Source organism: Chryseobacterium sp. GW823-FHT05E08 (assembly GCF_058795655.1).
Genome location: NZ_JBXAHY010000002.1, coordinates 333386 through 354024 on the forward strand (window position 1 = coordinate 333386; position 20639 = coordinate 354024).

Consider the following 20639-nt stretch of genomic DNA (forward strand, 5'->3'; position numbering starts at 1 on the left):
GATATTATGGAAAATATAGGTACACAAGGATTTTCATTTGATTTGCCAAAAGGAAATTCATCAATCATAAAGGTAATTGGTGTTGGTGGCGGTGGAAACAACGCACTGAAACACATGTACGAGAAAGGAATTCACGGGGTCGATTTCGTGATTTGTAATACAGATGCTCAGACTTTAGATAATAACCCGGTTTCAAACAAAGTTCAGTTGGGAACTACCATCACAGAAGGGCTTGGCGCAGGTGCCGATCCTGAAGTTGGTGAGAAATCAGCAATTGAAAGCATTGAAGAGATTAAAGCTGCCATGGGACAAAACACCAAAATGGTTTTCATTACTGCCGGAATGGGCGGTGGAACCGGAACTGGTGCAGCTCCTGTTATTGCTAAGGTTGCTAAAGATATGGGAATCTTAACTGTCGGTATCGTTACCGTTCCTTTCAGTTTTGAAGGTAAAAGAAGACTGGAGCAGGCTGAATTAGGTCTTGATAAACTAAGAAACAATGTTGATTCATTAATTGTAATCAATAACGATAAACTAAGACAGCAGTTTGGTAACCTTGGATTCAAACAAGGATTCTCCAAAGCCGATGAAGTTTTAACCAATGCAGCAAAAGGTATGGCAGAGGTTATTACAGGTTACTTTGATGTAAACATTGACTTTAGAGATGCTAAATCTGTGCTTCAAAACTCTGGTACGGCTTTGATGTCTACAGGTACAGCTTCAGGTGAAAATAAAGCTGACGAAGCAGTAAGAAAAGCATTGGATTCTCCATTATTGAATGACAATAAAATTACAGGTGCTAAAAATGTACTATTGTTGATCAGAAGCGGTAAAGAAGAGGTTACAATGGACGAAATCGGAATCATCATGGATCATATCCAGAAAGAAGCAGGACATACTGCTGATATCATTTTCGGGGTGGGTGCTGATGAAGAATTAGGAGATGCAGTAAGCGTTCTTGTTATCGCTACAGGTTTTTCTAATGACGATAAAAAATTCGCTGGACCAACTGAAAAAATCAGAATTAGTCTAAACGATAAATTAGATTCAAATAAAACTTCTCCTTTCAAAACAAGAGAAGAAAGAGAGGTTGCTCCTGAGCATGGATATGATTTTGGAGGAAAAAATCTTTTCAGATTGGATGACGAAGACCATGATACTCCACAGTTCAAGTCGGTCTCTACTGAAAAAAAAATGATTATCGAGGATGAAGAGGTTAAAACTGAAATAAAATTCTCTGATAGAGAGGAAGATACATTAGACAGCCCGATTCAAACTTGGAGAAATGATGATGAAGAGCAGGATGGCTACAGTCTGTTCGCTTTTGATGAAGATAATGATCCTAATGACCTGGAGATTCAGTCTTTCTCATTCGAAACAGAAGAAAAAAAAGAAGACCCTAGAACAAATATTTCTACGAATTCCTATTCTGAAGAAAAACCTGTTGAGTTCAGTTTCTTCGTAAACGAGCCTATCAATGAGCCTAAAACTGATTTCGGACAGCCAAAAGCAGAGTTTAGCACTCCAACGAATACGATAACTCAAATCACAGAAGAAGCTCCAAAAGTGGAAAGTTTCTACCAGCCAAAGGAAGAAATTAAAACCGAAGAAAGACCTTCTTATGAAAATAAAATAGAGATCGAAACTCCAAAACCTGCTGAAAGTGAATTCACATTCGTGAACAAAACTGCAGATCAGGAAAGAGTTGTAGAAAGAAGAAATAAATTAAAAGAATTCAATTCTCGTTACCAAAGCTTTGATAGCGCAAGTGAATTCGAATCTGTTCCTGCTTTCAAGAGAAAAAATATTTCTATTGACGGAACCAATGCTTCAGATCAAAATATCAACACGTATTTATCTGAAAACAACGGTTCTATGCAAGTAAGAGAAAACAGATTTTTAAATAAAGATGTAGATTAATTGCTGTAAGCGATAAGCAGTAAGCTATAGGCTTATCAATTCGAGCATCAATGCTTACTGCTTATTGCCTAGAGCTTAAAGCCAAAACCATGAGTTTAGAAATTATAATTAGCGAAGCAATAAAAACAGCAATGAGAGCAAAAGACAGAGTAGCTCTGGATTCTCTTCGTGCTGTGAAATCTCAGATCCTACTTCTAAAAACAGAAGCTAGAGGTGCTGAAGTTTCAGAAGACCAGGAAATTGCTATTTTACAGAGAATGATCAAACAACGTAAGGATTCTTACGAACAGTTTTCTGCGCAGGGCAGGAATGACTTAGCTGAAGTAGAAGATGCTCAGATGAAAGTTATTGAGAAATTCTTACCTCAACAGCTTTCTGCAGAAGAACTGGAAGCTGAAATGAAGAAAATTATCTCAGAAGCCGGAGCCGAATCTATCAAAGATTTAGGAAAAGTAATGGGAGTTGCTTCAAAAACATTTGCCGGAAGATCTGATGGAAAGAGTATTTCCGAGATGGCAAAAAAGTTACTTTCATAGTTGTCGGTTGATTGCTGTTAGTTGTTAGTTTTTTTTACGATCAACAAACAACTAAAAACCATCAACCCATTTTATAAGGATATTCAACCTTTGCATATCGATTTGATTAAGAAGCCCGAAACATTTCCAGTTTCGGGCTTCATTTTTATCTTGAGATATTCAATATTTTTATGATTCTAAAAGAAAATTGAATATTTCATTAAATTGAGGGAAAAATGTAAATGTTTCTTTTCATGGTTATTGTTTTCAGAATCATTTCAAATTTAACACTTATTTCTGATTATTCATAATTTTATTTCATTAATTTACGAATATTATTAAATTATTAATAGATTGTTAATTCTATTTTACAAACATCTTGATAGTTTTTATATATTGAAGAAAAGTAAAGAATTGTTTAACTTTGCATAGATTAAAAAACAAAAATATGTATCCAACAGATTTAGTAATGCCTATGAAGGCAGAACTTACAGATAAAGGTTTCCAAGACTTAGCAACACCTACACAGGTTGAAGAAGCATTAAAACAATCAGGAACTACTCTATTGGTGATCAATTCTGTTTGCGGATGTGCAGCAGGAGCAGCAAGACCGGGAGTTGTATATTCTTTAACAGGAGATAAAAAACCTGATCATTTAACGACTGTTTTCGCAGGTTTCGATACTGAAGCTGTATCAGAAGCTAGAAAGCATTTGGCACCATTCCCTCCAAGCTCACCATGCGTAGCTCTTTTCAAGGACGGAGAATTGGTTCACATGCTAGAAAGACATCATATTGAAGGAAATCCTGCAGGAGCTATTGCAGCGAACCTTCAGGCTGCTTATGACGAGTATTGCTAAGAAACAATAAATCTAAATACTAAACCGTTACAAAATTTGTAGCGGTTTTTTTATTTATCGCGTTAAAATATTCTTAGAAAAGTCAAATATCGTTATATTTGGAAATGGCAACGAAAGCACTCTTCAATACTGTGGTCAACTGGTTCATCCGCCAAAGGATAGACCAGATACAGAATTTTATGGATCATCCTATTGAAACACAGAAAGGGATTTTATTCTCTCAATTGTTTCATTCTGAGGACACTGAGTACGGTAAAAAATATGGCTTCAATTCCATTTCGAGTTATCAGGACTTTAAAAATAAAGTTCCGATCGTTACCTATGAAGATTTTGAACCTTATATTGAAAGAGCAAGGCAAGGTCATAAAGATGTAAGTTGGCCGGGCTACATCAAACATTTTGCGAAATCTTCGGGTACAACAAACGCGAAAAGCAAATATATTCCTATTTCTGCCGAGAGTTTAGAATACTGCCACATGAAAGCAGGAAAAGATATGGTTTCTATTTACGCCAACAATCATCCTGAAAATCAACTTTTTACCAATAAAAATTTGCGTTTAGGCGGAAGTTCAGAATTATACGCTGATTTTAATACAAAATTCGGCGATTTATCAGCTATTTTAATTGATAATCTTCCTTTTTGGGTAGAAATTACCACGACTCCAAGTAAAAAGGTTTCATTGATGGGCGAATGGGAAAGCAAGCTTAAAGCGATCACTTCTGAGGTTAAAAATGAAGATGTAGGAAGTATTTTGGGTGTTCCAAGTTGGATGATGGTTCTTTTGCAGAGAGTTTTAAATGAAACTGAGGTTAAGAATATTTCAGAATTATGGCCGAATCTGGAAGTATTTTTCCACGGCGGAATTAGCTTTAAACCTTACAAAGAGCAGTTCCAGCAGATCATTGGAAAGAAAATCAATTACTACGAAATTTACAACGCCTCTGAGGGCTTCTTCGGAATTCAGGACAGACCTGACAGTGACGAAATGCTGCTAATGTTAGATTATGGAATTTTCTATGAGTTTATCCCGATGGATGAGTTTCATTTTTCGAACCCAAAGGTTGTAAGCTTAGAAGATGTTGAAGTTGGTAAAAACTATGCTATGGTGATTACGACCAACGGCGGTTTATGGAGATATTTAATTGGAGATACGGTTGTTTTCACTTCAATTAATCCTTTCAGAATTAAAATTACGGGAAGAACGAAACATTATATTAATGCTTTTGGGGAAGAATTAATGATCACCAATGTAGAATCGGCAATTTCTAAAGCCTGCCAAACTACAGGTGCAAGTATCACCGACTTCACAGGAGCCCCAGTTTTCATGAAAGAAAATGAAGGTGGCGCTCATGAGTGGATCTTTGAGTTCAGTGAAAAACCGAGCAATTTAGACCATTTCATCGACTGTTTTGATCAGCATTTGAAAACCGTCAATTCAGATTATGAAGCCAAAAGGTATAATAATTTAACACTGAAAAGACCAATCGTACATATTGCCAAACCAAACCTATTTTATTGTTGGCTGGAATCCAAAGGAAAATTGGGGGGACAAAATAAAGTCCCAAGATTAAGCAACGACAGAGAATACATCGATCCTTTATTGGAGTTGAATAAATAAAAAAACCGCAGAACAATCTGCGGTTTTAATTTTATTATTTGTTTAAGTCTTCTTTTAATTTCTTGGCGGCATCTTCCACTTTCGAAGCTCCTTTTGCAGCGGCTTCTTTTGCATCTTTACCTACTTTATTGGCTTCAGTTTTAATGTCCTGTCCAGCCTTGTGAAGATCACTTTTAGCTTTATCCGCAGTAGCATCAATTTTCTCTTTTGCTTTTTGAGCGGCATCATCTATCTTATCTCCAGCTTCATCTACTTTAGCTTTCGCGTTATCTTTAGCTTCGGCGATTTTTGCAGTATCAATCACATCAACTCCATTTTGGCTTACAGTTGTTGTAGTTGTTGTTACAGATCCATCAGGATTTTCAGTTGTTTCTGATTTTGTAGTTGATTTTGTACATGATACAACAAGAGTTGAAATCATTAATGCTGCTAAAATTTGTTTTTTCATTGCTTTATATTTTTTAATGAGTTTTAAAATTTAACTATTTTTATTCAGTTTTTTTTGGAGTTGAAGGAGTTTCTGCAGCATTTTTTTTCTTCTCTTCATCGGTTTTCTTCTTTTCTTCGTACTGCTTCTTTTTATTTTCTTTGTCTAATTCGTCCTTAATTCTCTTTTCTTCAGCCTGAAGTTTTATCGCTTCTTTCACAGAATCCTGATACTTTTGAGAAGACATTCTTATCTGGCGGACAATATCTACAGAAGTTGCTCCCGCAGAAAAAGAATCTACAGCAACCGTATCATAATGCACTTTTACTTCCTGATTAGTATCAAAATTAGCCGGTTCCTGCTTAGAACAGGAACTCAAAAAAACAAGAAAAGTAAGGATTGCAAAAACTAAATTTTTCATGGAACTAATTTAGCAGAAATTCTGCAATTACAGGATAGTGATCCGATAATTTCACAGAATTATCCACTTTATAGCTTAAAGGAATAATTGATTTTGAACTGAAAATATAATCAATTCTCAAAGGCACTTTATAATCATAAAAACTTGAAGAACTCCCACTTCCGGCAGATAAAAATGCATCTTGAAGATCTTTTCCTAGATTATAATATTCATAAGAATTGGGGACAGAGTTAAAATCTCCCGCTAAAATCACAGGATAAGGTGATAAATCTACCGCTTTTCTGATTCTTCTGATTTGATCTTCGTGTGCTTTAAAAGTAGGAATCATGTGAGAAAGAAGAGTACTTATCTTTCCGCCTTCTTTACCAAATCCATCAAATGAAAGCATCGATTTGTGTAGTCTGAAAGGTTCCAAATAAACATTTACAACTCTGATAATCTTTCCGTTAATGTCAATATCTGCGTAGAAAGAATTTCCGCGGTCTTTTTCTTCAACAAGATTTTCCTGTCTTACGATTTTGTGTTTGGTTTTTAAAATTACAGAAGGATATTTGATTAAATCATCTCTCAAAGCTGTCTTCGTATCTCTTTCCTGAACCAAAATTATATCTGCATCCTGATCTGAAATATATTTTTTCACTTTATCCCAACCAAAATCACCATATTTTACATTGAAAGTCAATACTTTAATATCTCTGATTGATTTTGAATTTTCATTTTTAGGGGTAAAATTCACCCATCTTCTGATTGGATTGTAAAAAATAAATGTGCTTAAAACAAAAGCAATAGCGATTTTTTTTCTTTTAATAACCCAAACCAGCGTCAATAAAATATGTATAAATATTAAATAAGGAAAACCCAAAGAAAGCAGATTAAGGTTACCAAACAGGTTGGGCGGAATCCATGCATTTCCTAGTGTGGAAAGCAGTAAAACAATGACAACGATATGTAAAAACAACAGGATCTGGCTCGGCTTCATGGAATAACGGTCTTGGGTACACTTTTTTTAAGCAAAAACCCTACCACGTTAACTTTTTTAACTTATTTTATGATAAAACTAGTCTAATTTAAATGTTGCCACGACCGGATAATGGTCTGAAATTTTTACCGAACGGTCAACTTTGTAAGTAATTGGCTGTATTGATTTTGAGGTGAAAATATAATCAATTCTTAATGGAAATTTATAATCGTGAAAGCTTGTTCCGCTTCCCTTTCCAACCTCCATAAAAGCATCTTGTAAGCCTTCTGAAAGATGATAATATTCGTAAGAATTGGGAACAGAATTAAGATCTCCCAACAGAATTACAGGATAAGGAGAATTTTCGATTCCTTTTTTAATATCTGCAACCTGATTCTGGTGCATTTTAAAGGTCGGAATTAATCTTTTTACAACATTTTTCAGTTTTTCTTCATCTTCATCACTGTCTCCATTAAGTTTTATCATTGCTTTCTCAAACTTAAATGGTTGAAGATAAACATTGATAAACCGATATACTTTCCCCTTTATTTCAATATCTGTTTGCGTTGCGTAGGCATTGTTATCAAAATAATCACTTTTAATAAGTTCCTTCTGATCAATAACTTTATATTTTGTAAACACGGAAACAATATAATTTCCGCTTGTGTTTTTTAAACCATTAAAATGATATTCTTTTCCTCCCTTTTCTTGTAAAAAAACTAAATCTGCGTTGGAAGAATTTACATAATCATCAATATTTTTCATTCCATTCAACCCTCCTTTTGCATTGAAAGTAAGGATTTTGAGATTAGCAATTTCTTTTTTATCGGAAGAAAAATTCACCCATCTTTTTACCGGATTTGTGAAAATCAATCCTAATAACATAAAAACGAAAGCTCTTTTCTTCCAACTGAAAATCCAGAAAAAGATCAACAAAACATAAGCAATCATTAAAATTGGGAATCCTAATGACAACAAATTAAACCAAGGAAATATCTTTGGCGGAACATATGCATTCAGCAACATTCCCAATAAAAGAAGGAATATCCCGACATGCAGTATTAAAAATATGAGACGAAGAATTTTCACAAAAGAAATTTAATTGAATCTGTATAAATGTTTTTTCCAGATCCATGCTAACAAAAATCCTACCAAAGCTCCTCCGACGTGTGCAAAGTGAGCAATGCCTCCTACGTTTCCGGAAATACCTAAAAAGACTGAAACGACAAGGATTACTGGTAAAATATACTTTACTTTAACCGGAACCGGAATAAACATGATCATGATTTTTGAATCCGGATATAGTGTTGCAAAAGCGGCTATCACTCCGAAAATTGCTCCAGATGCACCAACCATAGGGCTAGTTAATGTATAATATAAATTTAAAGCTTCTTCATTATTTAAGTATGGAGCAGGATTAAAATTAAATTGACTCAAATTAGATTTTGCATAAATTTCTGATATATTTATATTAGCATTAGCTAGCTCAGTACTAATTTGTTGTACTTCATAAAAGTTCCAAAGATTAAATAAAACAAAAGCACCTATTCCACTTACAAAATAAAGAATCAAATATTTTTTTTCACCTAGACTTTGTTCTAATATGGGCCCAAAACTATATAAGGTTAACATATTAAATAAAATATGCATAATACTTCCATGCATAAACATATGCGTAATAATTTGCCATGTTTTAAAATTTGGAGAAAAAGGGTAAAATGCTGAAAGAAAATAATCTAACTGAGGCATGAAATATGAAATAATAAATACTATAATATTTATAATGATAATATTTCGTGTAATTGGAGGTATATTATTAAACATGTTCTTTAAAATTTATTCTTAAAATCGTTGAACGGAACTTCATAAAAACATCTTTTCCCATTGGGTAAAAACTCAGGGAAACCAAGTGCTGTGAAGTCTTTTATTAATTGTTCCGCATCTTTTTTATATATAAAATCAAATCTGGATTTAGACTGCATTTTATTCCATTGATTATTATAGAAATGTAAAAATTCGTCTTCCGTTTTGTATTCTAAAATATCAAACAGATCTTCAAGGAATTTCATGACCTGTGTTTCTTTCAATCCTTCAGGAACGGCATCAATTCTCAATACATTTTCGTGAGCAACCTTGGTATCAAAGCCAAGTTCGGGAAGGAATTTTTTAATTGATTTATATTTATTCTTCTCCGTCTCATTCATATGATATTCCAGAGAGAAAAGAAGAGCATGACCGTTTGTAGTTCCCTTTCTTACAGGCTTATTGCCTTCTGAAACCAATAATCTGTGCATTCTTCCCATGTCCAGCATCAGCGTTCTGTCGCCCTTGTTGAAGAGCCAATATCCATTCGGAAGTCTCATTAGATCTTCATCAAAATCTTCATCTTCAAACAAATTAATTTTTGAAGGTTCTGCCGCAATATTTTGGTGATACATTTCCGCCAAATTCTGAATTTCGGCCTGTTTTACTACTCTTTCCTCCAAAAACGGATTGTAATCCTTATCTACAACAATCTCCGGCATTTTAACATTGATACTGTTTGCCTTGCTTGGAAATGCTTTTTGCATCATCTGATCCAGCTGTGGATCTTTTTCAAAATCCAGACTCGGAGCAACGTTATAAATCCCTAAAGATCTTTTTATGGTTGATCGAAGCAAAGCAAAAATAAGATGCTCGTCCTCGAATTTAACTTCTGTTTTCTGCGGATGAATATTAACATCGATTTTTTCAGGATCAAGATCTAAGAAAAGAAAAAACGTAGGAATATATCCCGGTAAAAGCAATCCTTCGAACGCTTCCTGAACCGCTTTATTGAAATATGGACTTTTAAAATATCTTCCGTTCACAAAAAGAAACTGCTCACCTCTTGTTTTTTTGGCACCTTCAGGTTTTGCAACAAATCCGTGAAGTTTACACCAAATAATATCTTCTTTGATTGGAATAAGCTGCGGTTGAAGTTTTCGTCCAAAAATATCAACAATACGCTGCATCTGACTTCCTTTTCTTAATCTAAAAACAGGATCATCATCATGAAATAAAGAAAACTCCAGGTTTTCATGAGCCAAAGCCACACGCTGGAATTCATCGATCACATGGCGAAATTCAATATTATTATTTTTAAGAAATTTTCTTCTTGCAGGAACGTTGTAGAAAAGATTTTTAACTAAAAAATTAGAACCTTCAGCAGTTTGCGCAGGATCCTGAAATTGGAAAACTCCGCCTTCAATGTAAATATTAGTTCCGATTCCCGCTTCTCTCTGTTTAGTCTTTAACTCAACCTGAGAAACCGCCGCGATGGAAGCCAACGCTTCACCACGAAAACCTTTTGTTGCAATTTTAAATATATCTTCGGTTCCTTTGATCTTCGAGGTGGCATGTCTTTCGAAAGCCATTCTTGCATCGGTCTCAGACATTCCTTTTCCATCGTCTACAACCTGTATCAGATTTTTTCCGGCATCTCTGATGATAAGCTCAATTTTGCTAGCATCTGCATCTATAGCATTCTCCAAAAGTTCTTTCACTATGGACGCAGGTCTCTGCACCACTTCCCCTGCCGCAATTTGGTTGGCTACATGATCCGGTAAAAGTTGAATAATATCTGACATAAAACGTTAAATCGACTTACAAAAATAGTCAATGAAAACGGTAATAAAAACATTAAAACCGTGAATTACAATTTAATTATCAACAAATCAACAATCTTGCCGTAAATCCACCAGAGCAACATCCGCGATTAATAAAGGTTTTCTTAAAATACAATCCTCTAATTGCATTACACAAATAGAGGATTGATTCACAGCTAGTTTACACAAAATTAATACTGATATACTTGATATTTGTTGAATTTAATCCTCAAATACCAATTTTCTTTTTTCCTGTCTTTTTTCTTTTATTTCCGGAATTCCGTGGATCTTGTCATATAAATAAGCCACAAGGTTCGGTTTTTTAAAGATTTTACTATATCGATATTGTGTTTTAAAGTGTCTGATATGAATTTTATACATATCATATCCAATCACCACCAAAAGACACACGCTGATCACATAAAATACCCTAAATTCAAGATAATAATAGGTTAATCCCGAGAAAACCGCTCCCAAGACATAAGCAAACATAATGCTCGTTAATAACTTTGCTCTTGCGATCAATTCTCCGTTTTTCCTAAACTTTTTCTGGGTAAACATCGAGAAAAGTATTCCCAAATCGGTTGTTGTTCCGGTAAGGTGGGTTGTTTTTACGGAAAAGTTTGATATACTGGCCGTTAAACCATTCTGCAAACCGGTTGCAAAAAGCATTAATGACACCAAAAATTCCGTTTCTTCTAATGTTCTTCGATAGAAAAACTGACCGTAAATTCCCACAAACAATAGACACAGTATTTCTAATACAATCGGCATTGAATGCGCAAAATATTTACTTTTTTTATTGAAATTAATGACAATAAAATTGGATACAAATCCACCGAAGAAGAACAGGAAGATCCAGCCTCCTACGACGGCAACCTGCGCCCAGTTTCCTTTGCTTATTTCTGCCGCTAAAATGGCGTAATGTCCTGTTACGTTTGAGGTGAAAGAGAGAAATATTAATAGAGATGCTATATTTATAGTCCCCGCCGTGAAGGCAGTCAGCGTCCCCAACCTGATGTTGTCTCCCAATGTCCTGCTGTTACTATAATTTCTTAACATGATTTAAATTTTAGAGTGTTGTATTGTTTTTTTAGACCTCCACAAAGATCTCAGCAAGTCTTCCTCTTTCCGGAAGTCTTTCAGCAGTCTCAATTCTTATTTCCTGAGTCTGCAGATCTTTGCATTTTTTGATGTAAGGAGCGATGTCGAATTTCCCTTTTCCTTTGCTTTTTATAGCCGGAGAATAATAAGCTTCCTCAATATTTTCTGCATTCACATAATTATTGAAAGTCCTTTGAAAACTTCCCGTGAAAATGTCACAGACAATTTTATTAATGAGATGAGGATATTTGTTTTTGATGATCCCGAAAGCGTCAACAAATTCCTGCGGCCTTATTTTATTAAAGATTGTACTCTTGGTCGTGAACAGAAGATCTCTGATAGAATCTCCCATCTCATAACCTGACACCAACAAAATATTGTATTGAATTTCTTCTTCTCTGGCATCTTTCTCTTTCAGTACTTTTTTCAATATATTCAAAGACTCAAGAGAGTAATCTGTGGCAATTAAAATTGTTTTGGTCATATCTTTAAGATTTAGTTTCGTGTTTATCTTTTTTGATACTACAAAACTATACTGACCAAATTAGAAGCTCTTTGGAACGGAATTAAAATGTGATTAAAGAGATTAGAATGAGATTAGAAAATTGTTAAGGCGCGTTAACATAAGCGAAATTGGTTAAACGCAAAGGCGCAAAATGAATTCGTAAAACCGTTTTTAAGGCGCAAGGATTTTTTCTCCGAAAAAATTGATCCCATAAATCTTGCTGAAAATCTTTTATTTTCTAGCGCCTTAATAAACATTAGTTTAATAAACTTTGCGCCTTTGCGTTTAACCAACGTTTGGAATATTAAATAATATCCTGCTGAGTACTGTAGAAATTTGGAAAACGAATTTGAACAGTCGTTCCCTGGTTTTCATGAGAACTGACAATTAACTCGCCGCTATGCATTCTCACAATGTTTCGGGCTAAAGGAAGTCCAATTCCGTAACCTTCGTAGTTTTTTGTATTTGAAGCTCTGAAAAACGGATCATAGATCTTATTCATTTCTTCTTGAGGGATTCCGATTCCATTGTCTTTTATGATGATATAAACATCTGTATCAGAAGCTCCTAGTGAAACTTTTACCTGCTGAAAATTAGAATATTTACACCCATTCTGAATAATATTTGTAACCGCAAGATGTAATAATTGCTCGTTCCCTTGAACCTTCAATTTTTTAGGATTATCCGGCAACATACTTATATCCAGATAGATGTTATTTCGAGTATCAATTTTTCTCAATGTTTCAATAACATCCCAAAGCAATTGATCGATGCGGACTTTATCCATTTTTTGGATCTTCCCATCAAATCCGGTTTGAGCAATCATCAATAAAGCCTTGATTTTTTTATCTAATTTTTCGGCTTCATCTAAAATAATTTCTAATGTTTCCTTGTATTCAGCGCCGGTTCTGCTGATAGAAAGCGCAACATCGGCTTCACCCATAATGGAAGTTAAAGGCGTTCTCAATTCGTGAGAAACATTTCCAATTAAGTGATTTTGAGTTTCAAATGAGGTTTCGATACGGTTCAACATATCATTAAAGGTTTCCACCAATTCATTCAATTCTTTATTATCGGGCTGAGATTCTAATCTTAAATGCAGATTTTCAGAACTGATATCCTTTACTTTTCCTGTAATTTTTAAGATCGGTTTAAATAAAGTTTTAGATAAATAAAAAGAGAAAATCATACTAAAGAACAGCGAAAGAACAATACAGGTTATCAAAGTTCGTTTCAAAAAGCCTAAATAATAAACCACATAATGGTTTTTCGCGGAAGCTATTGCAATGTAATTTTTATTATCATGCTTGAAAATCTGACCGATATAATAAAACTCTTTATCATTATAATTAGCCTCCCCGTTTTTCGCAATACTTTTGAAAAAATAATCGGGAATGTGAACTTCCTGAGAGATTTTCTTATAATTTGAGTCTGTTGGAATTGCAAAAACGTAGTCGCGTTCCATTGGAAGCTCTTCATCGTTTAAGCTATTTAAAATATAATTTTCGGGGAGATCAAGGTCGTCCTTACTTTTTTCAATCTGAACAATTGTTGTCGTTCGGATTTTAAGCAATTCATAAAACCTTTGATGTGAAAAGTTGACAATCGAAAAATACACCAATCCACTGAACAGCAATATAATGGCAGTAAAAACCAACATTAAAAGCACCATCGTTTTGGTCTGATTTGTAACAACTTTATTAAACATTAATTAAGGTTTTTTCAAAACATATCCCATTCCTATAACAGTATGTATCAGTTTATTATCTTCCTGCTGGTCTAGTTTTTTTCTTAAATAATTCACATAAACATCTACAACATTGGTTCCCAATTCATAGTTTACACCCCAAACGGCATCCAGAATTTCTGCTCTGGAAATCACTTTTTCAGGGTTATTGAGAAAGTATAATAGCAATTTATATTCTGTAGAAGTTAGTGAAATATCTTCGCCTGATCTGGTCACTTTTTTGGTATAATCATTAACTATCAAGTCTGAAAACTGAAAAACATGCTCGTTATCAACTTCAGGTTCAACAATTTCCTGAGCCGGACTGTTATTGCTTCTTCTTAATAATGATTTTACCCGCGCAACCAATTCAATAAACTTAAATGGTTTTACCAGATAATCATCTCCTCCACTTTCCAATCCCAAAACGATATTTTCGGAGGTTCCTAATGCTGTTAAAAATAAAATTGGAACGTTTTTATTCGTTTTTCTGATCTCTTTGCAGACATCTAAACCGTTCATTTCCGGTAACATAATATCTAATATTACCAAATCAAAATCATTTGACTGCACCAACTGCACTCCGGTACGACCGTCGAAAGCCACCGAAACTTCATACCCATTTTCCTGCAATCCTTTTTTTATAAAAGATACAACGCTGGTTTCGTCTTCGATCAGAACAATTTTTTTCATTGAAATAAGGAATTTCACAAAAATAGCATTTTTTATTTTGGTTGAAAGATAGAATTAAACAAGAGAGCAACTCAAATATCCAATTCAATTAAAATTATTAAGGATTATTAAAAGAAATCTTAAATCAAAAATTTAGAAAAAAATGAGATTGAATAATATCAAAAAAGACATTATGATAAGGTACTAAAATAAAAAACCCTCCGTAATAAAATTACAGAGGGTTTTAGTACCCCGGGCGGGACTTGAACCCGCACGTTCTTACGAACACAGGATTTTAAGTCCTGCGTGTCTACCAGTTCCACCACCAGGGCATGGAGTGGAGCGAAAAACGGGATTCGAACCCGCGACCCCAACCTTGGCAAGGTTGTGCTCTACCAGCTGAGCTATTTTCGCAAAACTATGTGCGGATGAAGGGACTCGAACCCCCACGCCTCACGGCACCAGATCCTAAGTCTGGCGTGGCTACCAATTACACCACATCCGCATTGTTTTGTTAAGTTATATTTTTAAAGAGCTTGTTTCGTTTTTGTGAGTGCAAATATAGGACATTTTCCTTTACTTCCAAACTTTTCAGAAAAAAAAATTAAATTTTTTACATTTTTTTTCTCTCGTAGCACTTATTACGATTGATTTTATTACTTTTACATCGTTAATATTTACAATATGGAATTACAAGGAACGGTAAAGAAACTTTTTGATGCTCAGACGTTTGCGAGCGGTTTTCAGAAAAGAGAAATGGTTATTTTGACGCAAGAGCAGTATCCACAGCCGATAAACATAGAATTTTTATCAGATAAGATAAATTTACTAGACAATCTTAAGGAAGGAGAAAATGTAAAGGTGGGAATCAACATTAGAGGAAGAGAATGGACTTCTCCTCAAGGTGAAACTAAATATTTCAACTCTATTACAGGTTGGAAAATTGAGAAAGTTATGGACAATGGTTCTGAGCCAACTCAGGCTTCACCATCACAATCTGCATCTCCGGTTTCTAATGAGAATCCATTTGCTGGAGACGAAGACGATGATTTACCTTTTTAATTAAAAGATAACGATCAAATATAAATCCTGCTTTATCAAGTGGGATTTTTTTTCACAAAAAATGGTTCGATTAGACGAAAACGAGATTTCATTCCCCGATCCTGAGCTGTATCATGGCCATGACGGAATTATTGCTTTTGGTGGCGACTTATCTATAGAACGCATATGGTTTGCCTACCAACTGGGGATTTTTCCGTGGTATAATCCGGATGAGGAAATCCTTTGGTGGTGCCCGGATCCGAGATTTGTTTTGTTTCCTGATGAATTGAAAGTCTCAAAATCCATGAGAAAAATTCTGGATCGTAATGTTTTTACCTTCACAGAAAACCAAAATTTCAGAGAAGTCATTAAAAGCTGTCAGGAAATTAGCCGAAAAGGACAATCTGGAACGTGGCTTTCGGACGAATTGATGGAATCTTTTATACAGCTTCACGAATACGGATTGGCAAAAAGCATCGAAGTTTGGCAGGACGGAGAACTGGTTGGCGGATTTTACGGACTACAAATTGGCAACGTTTTTTGTGGAGAAAGTATGTTTGCGAAAGTAAGTAATGCTTCAAAAGCAGGGTTTATCCATTTTGTTGAGACTCATAAAAAAAGTCTTGATGTAATTGACTGTCAATCTCATACAGACCATTTGGAAAGCTTAGGTGCCAAAATGATTTCTAAAAAAGAATTTTTAAAAATTTTACACAAAAACAATGAACGCAGATAAAGAAAAATGGATTCTTTTAGCCATACTCAGTCTTATCTGGGGATCATCTTTTATTTTAATTAAAAAATCTTTAGAACATTTCAATCCTTTTGAAGTGGGAGCATTGAGGGTTCTTATTGCCGGAATTATTTTAATGCCGATCGCCATCTCAAAATATAAATTATTTCCTAAAAAACATTTAAAGTGGTTAATTTTAGCCGCATTTACGGGTAACTTTATCCCAATGTTTCTATTTCCCATTGCGGAAACGGAAGTCAGCAGCAGTATTGCAGGAATCATCAATTCAATGATGCCTATTTTTGTGATTATTGTTGGGGCATTGGTCTGGAAGTTCGAAACCACAAAACAGCAAATAATTGGCGTGTTTATTAGCTTTGCAGGAGTTTGTTTACTCGCTTTTGGCGGTGGTGACGGTACAACTTTTAAGCTTATCCCGATTCTGCTACTTTTATTGGCAACTTTATGTTACGCCGTGAGTACAACAACGGTAAAGTCTAAACTTATGGAAGTTTCTTCCACCATATTATCCGCTTTTGTATTTTCTTTTGTTTTATTTTTTCCGTCATTAGTTGCTTTAAGCTTTACAGGATTCTTTTCTGAATTTAATTTTTCGAAAGATAATTTAACAGGATTGATGTTTGTCAGCTTATTATCCGTCTTTGGGACAGGGTTGGCAATGACAATGAATTACAGATTACTAAAAGTATCAACTCCCCTTTTTGCATCAACAGTAACTTTGTTAATGCCTATCGTTGCTATCATTTGGGGTATTTTAGATGGTGAAAAATTAACTGTTTTACAATTTGTAGGCGCAAGTATCATTATTGCCGGATTGATCTTTTTAAGGGCTAAACCTGCTATAAAAAAATAAATCCCGCATTGCTGCAGGATTTTTATTTTAATCTTAATATTTTAAACCATTAAGATATATTTTAAGAATAAAGTTTAGTTAAGAATAACCTTATTGATTTTTAATGCAAGTTTATAACTTCCAGCTTCAATCATCCAGCTTCCTACTTTTCTAATTTTTCTTTCTCACTTTAGCTTTTGCCTTTTTCACCTCATCTTTAATGTAAGGATATTTTTTCTGCATATCCGGAGCAAGAGTAGGATCTAGGCTCAATGCCAACTGAAGAGATTCAATTCCTTTTTCCTGGTTTTTAAGGATGAAATAACAGTTGCTTAACTGATAATACAATTCTGCTCTGTTATGTAAAATTACAGCAGCGGTCAAAAGTGTAACCGTCTCATCGTACTCTCCCAGAAGCATCAATACTTCAGAATAAGCATACCAGTTATAAAATCTTGAGGGTTCTGCTTCAACCAATTTTTTCAGACAAACAAGACTTTCTTCAAATTTCCCTGAATCAATTAATAAAAAGGCTAATCTTTTTTGATAATCAAGACTATTTTCATTCAAATGAGTTGCTTCTGTTGCAAAATGCAACGCTTCCGACATTCCGCCCATTTCTTCGTATAAATACGACTGCTCCATCATAGAAAGATAAAACTGAGGATCTTCTCTCAGCGATCTTTGGAATGAATTCAACGCCATAACCGGTTGTTTCAATGCTTTATAACACAAACCAATTTTATAAAAAGTGAACGCTTTCGTATATTCCAACTCGAGCATTTCCTCGTAAATTTCAATTGATTTTTTATATTGTCCTAAAGCTTCATAACAAGCTGCTTTATTGGCATATACTCCAACAGCAGTTGAATTGATCGCCAATAAGTAATCAAATCCTTTTATGGCTTCATCATAATTCTTTCTATTGAAATAGAACTGTCCGTATTCAAACCAAGCGGTTTCAGAATAGGCAAAATCATCTAAATATTCATTCAGAAAGGCAATTGCCTCCTCACTCTTATTCAATTCACTAAAGCAAATCATCGCGTTTTCCAAAGGATATTCATCCGTTGGGTCTTCTTTCAATGCTTTTTTGTAATGTTTAAGAGCGTTAAAAGGGTCTCCTAAATTCACATATTCATCTGCAATAAAATTGTGAAGAAAATTCTCTTCTTCTTTTAATTCTAATGCTTTTTTACAAATTTCAATGGATCTTTTAGGGTTTCCTAAATTCGAATAATACTTTGCATAGCAAACCAAAAAGTCTGTATTCTCCATAGATGAAGCCTTCAACTCATCGATAAGCTCTTTCGCAGCATTATACTCTTCCCATTCTAAAAGAACTTCAAGTTTTTTAATCTTGATGTCCAAAGAATTGGGATGAAGTTTAAGTCCATAATTCACTGCATTATCAGCATAATTAAAGTCGCCTAACTCCAGATAATAAACAATAATATCTTCTAACTCTTCTGTATCAAAGTAGAATTCATCATTATTTTCCATCATTTCTTCGAACTTTTTCACAAGTTCATTTCCAAAGTATTCTTCCAATAGCGTGTCTTATCGTCGGCCCAACGTCTGAATTTACTTGCAAACATCGACAAACTTCTTAAATTAATATTACTTCTGAAATTTACTATTTCAAAATGTATGCAAAGTTGCGAATTTTTTTCGACATACATTTTCGTAAATTTCTATACTAAAGATAGTGAAAAGAATACGAAGATGAAAGAATTGTGGATAAATAAACAGGAGTTATCACTAAATTAATATAACCAACCTTTTTCTGCTACTGATTTCGTTCTCCCAAACGGTTTCAATATCTTTTAAATAAACTGTTTCTGTATCTATTTTTAAATTTCCCTCTGCTGCGGCCTGGAACATTTCGGGAATGATTTCTGTTAACAAAAGTTTAAACTCCTCTGGCGACCAGCTTCCCAATCCGGAACCGGAAATCTGAATATCTGTTCCTCTTAAAATCTGTGATGATAATTGAATCGTGTCACCACTCATTCCTCCAACCGAGACCAATCTTGTTTTGTGTGAAAAATTTCCATCTCCCTTCAATGCAGACAATAGAAGTTCTACAGAATGTCCCCAAATGTAATCCAACACAACATCAATTGGGGTTTCTATATGAATTTCTTTTATTTTTTGCTTAAAATCTTCGTCATTTAATTGTAAAGAAACAACTTCATCAGCTCCAAGATCATAAAGAGACTCCAAAACTTCTTGATTTCTTCCGGTAACAATTACTTTTTTAGCCCCCAATAATTTAGCAACCTGAATCGCTACTTTTCCGGTAATTCCTGTTGCTCCGTTGATTAAAACAGTTTCTCCTGCTTTTAGTTTTGTTTTGAATTTGAGTCCCATTGCAGAACCCATAACAGCATTTGGTAAGGCTGCGGCTGTAGAAAAATCCAACCCATCAGGAATTGGAACGATAAATTTTTTATCTGCGACTGCTTTTTCTGCTACGGTTCCTTTTTTACTGAAAAAATATACTTTCTCTCCATTTTCAAGCAATCCTACTCCATCGCTTCCGATAAGTTTTGGTTGATGCTCTTCATTTTCGGTTGAATAATGGGTTCCGCTTGCTCTTGCTCTATCCAAATGTTTGATAGATGCTGCTTTTACGGATATCAGTTGTTCGTTTTCAGAACTTACTTCAGGATCTGGGAAATCTGCGTATTGTGGAATTCCTCCTTTTTCAAATACTATTGCTGCTTTCATTATGTTTAATTTGAATACAAATTTATTATGAAAGCGTTTCGGGAAGCAATAACATTTGTTATCAGTTGAAATGGAAGTTGGATGCTTGGAGGTGGAAGATTTAGAAAATAACTTTTTTGACGCAAAGATTACACTTCTTTGTGTGTTATTTTTAGAGGACAAAGGCAAATAAATTTGCTTCGCGAAGCTTGAAAACATCGCTTCATCAAATCAACTTGTTGATTCTTCTTTGCTCACTTAGATATGTTTTATTTTTAAATTAAAACCTTGCGTTTAAAAATGAAAAAGTTCTTTATTGATTCAATTATATGCAGTCGCAAAGAAACTTCCATCTTCAGCCTTTCAAAGCCTGTCTTTCAAAATCTTGCTTTTAATTCTGCTCAGATGAACGGTTGTGATGCCTAAATAAGAAGCAATATAATGTTGCGGAACTCTTTTAATAATATCCGGTTTTTCTTTACAAAGATTGAGATATCGTTCTTGCGGACTTTCTTTAATAAACGAGAAAAAGTGTTTCATATAATCAAAAACTCTTTCGAAAACAGAATCCATAAATTCACTTCTCAACTTTGGATCTTCGTAAACTTCTTCCAAAATTTTATCGCCGGTCGGTTTATCGATTTGCCACAAAATACAAGGTTCAATTGATTCAAATGAAACCATACTCGGCAATCCTTTTCGGAAGCTTTCCAGCGAAGAAAACATCGTATTTTCCATGAAAAACTGAAAAGTAATATCTTTTCCGTCATTATTGTACCAAGCTCTTACAATCCCTTTTTCAATAAAATAGGCATTTAATGAAATTTCACCTTCTGTTAACAGAATTGTTTTAGCCGGAACTTCGATTCGAGTGAAATTCTTTCTGTATTTTCCCCAAGTATCTTTTGGGAAAGAAAATCTGTTTTGTAGATGTTCGAACATGTTGTA

At 34.4% G+C, this 20639-nt stretch carries 20 protein-coding genes and 3 tRNA genes; 7 read left to right on the forward strand and 16 right to left on the reverse strand.

Annotated elements, in window-relative coordinates:
- Positions 1–6: 6 nt before the first annotated feature.
- The 4 genes from ftsZ to AC1Q7L_RS07445 all read left to right on the forward strand — a co-directional run bounded on the left by ftsZ (position 7) and on the right by AC1Q7L_RS07445 (position 4913).
- A complete protein-coding gene (ftsZ, locus tag AC1Q7L_RS07430; protein WP_492304915.1) occupies positions 7–1920 on the forward strand; it encodes a cell division protein FtsZ in 1914 nt (637 codons plus the stop codon).
- Positions 1921–2009: 89 nt separating this feature from the next.
- Positions 2010–2456, forward strand: coding sequence for a GatB/YqeY domain-containing protein (locus tag AC1Q7L_RS07435; protein WP_066759607.1), 447 nt, complete (start codon positions 2010–2012; stop codon positions 2454–2456).
- Positions 2457–2883: 427 nt separating this feature from the next.
- Positions 2884–3294: a BrxA/BrxB family bacilliredoxin gene (locus tag AC1Q7L_RS07440; protein ID WP_066754145.1), complete on the forward strand. Its 411-nt coding sequence runs from the start codon at positions 2884–2886 to the stop codon at positions 3292–3294.
- Between the two features lie 104 nt (positions 3295–3398).
- Complete coding sequence (locus AC1Q7L_RS07445; protein ID WP_066754138.1) at positions 3399–4913, forward strand: GH3 auxin-responsive promoter family protein; 1515 nt, start codon at positions 3399–3401, stop codon at positions 4911–4913.
- A gap of 34 nt (positions 4914–4947) precedes the next feature.
- Here AC1Q7L_RS07445 and AC1Q7L_RS07450 read toward each other — a convergent pair whose 3' ends face one another.
- From AC1Q7L_RS07450 to AC1Q7L_RS07510, 13 genes are all read right to left on the reverse strand, one after another.
- A complete protein-coding gene (locus tag AC1Q7L_RS07450) occupies positions 4948–5361 on the reverse strand; it encodes a hypothetical protein (protein WP_492304916.1) in 414 nt (137 codons plus the stop codon).
- A 40-nt stretch (positions 5362–5401) separates the two neighbouring features.
- Complete coding sequence (locus tag AC1Q7L_RS07455; RefSeq protein WP_492304917.1) at positions 5402–5761, reverse strand: hypothetical protein; 360 nt, start codon at positions 5759–5761, stop codon at positions 5402–5404.
- A 4-nt stretch (positions 5762–5765) separates the two neighbouring features.
- Positions 5766–6740, reverse strand: a complete 975-nt coding sequence (locus AC1Q7L_RS07460) for an endonuclease/exonuclease/phosphatase family protein (protein WP_492304918.1) — start codon at positions 6738–6740, stop codon at positions 5766–5768.
- Positions 6741–6818: 78 nt separating this feature from the next.
- A complete protein-coding gene (locus AC1Q7L_RS07465; RefSeq protein ID WP_492304919.1) occupies positions 6819–7808 on the reverse strand; it encodes an endonuclease/exonuclease/phosphatase family protein in 990 nt (329 codons plus the stop codon).
- Positions 7809–7817: 9 nt separating this feature from the next.
- Positions 7818–8543 carry a rhomboid family intramembrane serine protease gene (locus AC1Q7L_RS07470; protein WP_492304920.1) on the reverse strand — a complete coding sequence of 242 codons (726 nt, stop codon included), beginning with the start codon at positions 8541–8543 and terminating at the stop codon, positions 7818–7820.
- A gap of 5 nt (positions 8544–8548) precedes the next feature.
- Positions 8549–10327 (reverse strand): DNA mismatch repair endonuclease MutL, encoded by a 1779-nt coding sequence (mutL, locus tag AC1Q7L_RS07475; protein WP_410691850.1) that lies wholly within the window; start codon positions 10325–10327, stop codon positions 8549–8551.
- A gap of 240 nt (positions 10328–10567) precedes the next feature.
- On the reverse strand, positions 10568–11407 hold the full coding sequence (locus AC1Q7L_RS07480; RefSeq protein ID WP_492304921.1) for a YoaK family protein: 840 nt from the start codon (positions 11405–11407) through the stop codon (positions 10568–10570).
- Between the two features lie 31 nt (positions 11408–11438).
- Positions 11439–11933: a hypothetical protein gene (locus AC1Q7L_RS07485; RefSeq protein ID WP_410691848.1), complete on the reverse strand. Its 495-nt coding sequence runs from the start codon at positions 11931–11933 to the stop codon at positions 11439–11441.
- 325 nt (positions 11934–12258) lie between these two features.
- On the reverse strand, positions 12259–13662 hold the full coding sequence (locus AC1Q7L_RS07490) for a sensor histidine kinase (RefSeq protein ID WP_492304922.1): 1404 nt from the start codon (positions 13660–13662) through the stop codon (positions 12259–12261).
- 3 nt (positions 13663–13665) lie between these two features.
- Positions 13666–14373: a response regulator transcription factor gene (locus AC1Q7L_RS07495; protein ID WP_410691845.1), complete on the reverse strand. Its 708-nt coding sequence runs from the start codon at positions 14371–14373 to the stop codon at positions 13666–13668.
- Positions 14374–14600: 227 nt separating this feature from the next.
- A tRNA-Leu gene (locus AC1Q7L_RS07500) sits at positions 14601–14684 on the reverse strand.
- 6 nt (positions 14685–14690) lie between these two features.
- Positions 14691–14766, reverse strand: a tRNA-Gly gene (locus tag AC1Q7L_RS07505).
- 9 nt (positions 14767–14775) lie between these two features.
- Positions 14776–14857, reverse strand: a tRNA-Leu gene (locus tag AC1Q7L_RS07510).
- A 179-nt stretch (positions 14858–15036) separates the two neighbouring features.
- On the opposite strand from AC1Q7L_RS07510, the gene AC1Q7L_RS07515 reads away from it, so the two are divergent.
- The 3 genes from AC1Q7L_RS07515 (at position 15037) to AC1Q7L_RS07525 (ending at position 17000) form a co-directional block, all read left to right on the forward strand.
- A complete protein-coding gene (locus AC1Q7L_RS07515) occupies positions 15037–15414 on the forward strand; it encodes a DUF3127 domain-containing protein (protein ID WP_066754101.1) in 378 nt (125 codons plus the stop codon).
- Positions 15415–15475: 61 nt separating this feature from the next.
- Positions 15476–16129 carry a leucyl/phenylalanyl-tRNA--protein transferase gene (gene aat / locus AC1Q7L_RS07520; RefSeq protein ID WP_492304923.1) on the forward strand — a complete coding sequence of 218 codons (654 nt, stop codon included), beginning with the start codon at positions 15476–15478 and terminating at the stop codon, positions 16127–16129.
- A complete protein-coding gene (locus tag AC1Q7L_RS07525) occupies positions 16116–17000 on the forward strand; it encodes a DMT family transporter (RefSeq protein ID WP_492304924.1) in 885 nt (294 codons plus the stop codon). Before aat ends, AC1Q7L_RS07525 begins: the two co-directional genes overlap by 14 nt.
- 150 nt (positions 17001–17150) lie before the next feature.
- Here the strand turns inward: AC1Q7L_RS07525 and AC1Q7L_RS07530 are convergent, their stop codons facing one another.
- The 3 genes from AC1Q7L_RS07530 to AC1Q7L_RS07540 form a co-directional block, all read right to left on the reverse strand.
- On the reverse strand, positions 17151–18530 hold the full coding sequence (locus tag AC1Q7L_RS07530) for a tetratricopeptide repeat protein (protein ID WP_492304925.1): 1380 nt from the start codon (positions 18528–18530) through the stop codon (positions 17151–17153).
- 210 nt (positions 18531–18740) lie between these two features.
- Positions 18741–19712, reverse strand: coding sequence for a quinone oxidoreductase family protein (locus tag AC1Q7L_RS07535; protein ID WP_492304926.1), 972 nt, complete (start codon positions 19710–19712; stop codon positions 18741–18743).
- Between the two features lie 342 nt (positions 19713–20054).
- Positions 20055–20633, reverse strand: coding sequence for a Crp/Fnr family transcriptional regulator (locus AC1Q7L_RS07540; protein WP_492304927.1), 579 nt, complete (start codon positions 20631–20633; stop codon positions 20055–20057).
- Positions 20634–20639: the final 6 nt, after the last annotated feature.

What these genes read in the sequence shown, in the direction of transcription:
- aat (WP_492304923.1), top strand. Translation starts at nt 15,476, where the DNA reads ATGGTTCGATTAGACGAAAACGAGATTTCATTCCCCGATCCTGAGCTG.
- AC1Q7L_RS07455 (WP_492304917.1), bottom strand. Translation starts at nt 5,761, where the DNA reads ATGAAAAATTTAGTTTTTGCAATCCTTACTTTTCTTGTTTTTTTGAGT.
- AC1Q7L_RS07450 (WP_492304916.1), bottom strand. Translation starts at nt 5,361, where the DNA reads ATGAAAAAACAAATTTTAGCAGCATTAATGATTTCAACTCTTGTTGTA.
- AC1Q7L_RS07470 (WP_492304920.1), bottom strand. Translation starts at nt 8,543, where the DNA reads ATGTTTAATAATATACCTCCAATTACACGAAATATTATCATTATAAAT.
- AC1Q7L_RS07435 (WP_066759607.1), top strand. Translation starts at nt 2,010, where the DNA reads ATGAGTTTAGAAATTATAATTAGCGAAGCAATAAAAACAGCAATGAGA.
- AC1Q7L_RS07460 (WP_492304918.1), bottom strand. Translation starts at nt 6,740, where the DNA reads ATGAAGCCGAGCCAGATCCTGTTGTTTTTACATATCGTTGTCATTGTT.
- AC1Q7L_RS07540 (WP_492304927.1), bottom strand. Translation starts at nt 20,633, where the DNA reads ATGTTCGAACATCTACAAAACAGATTTTCTTTCCCAAAAGATACTTGG.
- mutL (WP_410691850.1), bottom strand. Translation starts at nt 10,327, where the DNA reads ATGTCAGATATTATTCAACTTTTACCGGATCATGTAGCCAACCAAATT.
- ftsZ (WP_492304915.1), top strand. Translation starts at nt 7, where the DNA reads ATGGAAAATATAGGTACACAAGGATTTTCATTTGATTTGCCAAAAGGA.
- AC1Q7L_RS07535 (WP_492304926.1), bottom strand. Translation starts at nt 19,712, where the DNA reads ATGAAAGCAGCAATAGTATTTGAAAAAGGAGGAATTCCACAATACGCA.
- AC1Q7L_RS07440 (WP_066754145.1), top strand. Translation starts at nt 2,884, where the DNA reads ATGTATCCAACAGATTTAGTAATGCCTATGAAGGCAGAACTTACAGAT.
- AC1Q7L_RS07515 (WP_066754101.1), top strand. Translation starts at nt 15,037, where the DNA reads ATGGAATTACAAGGAACGGTAAAGAAACTTTTTGATGCTCAGACGTTT.
- AC1Q7L_RS07480 (WP_492304921.1), bottom strand. Translation starts at nt 11,407, where the DNA reads ATGTTAAGAAATTATAGTAACAGCAGGACATTGGGAGACAACATCAGG.
- AC1Q7L_RS07485 (WP_410691848.1), bottom strand. Translation starts at nt 11,933, where the DNA reads ATGACCAAAACAATTTTAATTGCCACAGATTACTCTCTTGAGTCTTTG.
- AC1Q7L_RS07495 (WP_410691845.1), bottom strand. Translation starts at nt 14,373, where the DNA reads ATGAAAAAAATTGTTCTGATCGAAGACGAAACCAGCGTTGTATCTTTT.
- AC1Q7L_RS07525 (WP_492304924.1), top strand. Translation starts at nt 16,116, where the DNA reads ATGAACGCAGATAAAGAAAAATGGATTCTTTTAGCCATACTCAGTCTT.
- AC1Q7L_RS07490 (WP_492304922.1), bottom strand. Translation starts at nt 13,662, where the DNA reads ATGTTTAATAAAGTTGTTACAAATCAGACCAAAACGATGGTGCTTTTA.
- AC1Q7L_RS07445 (WP_066754138.1), top strand. Translation starts at nt 3,399, where the DNA reads ATGGCAACGAAAGCACTCTTCAATACTGTGGTCAACTGGTTCATCCGC.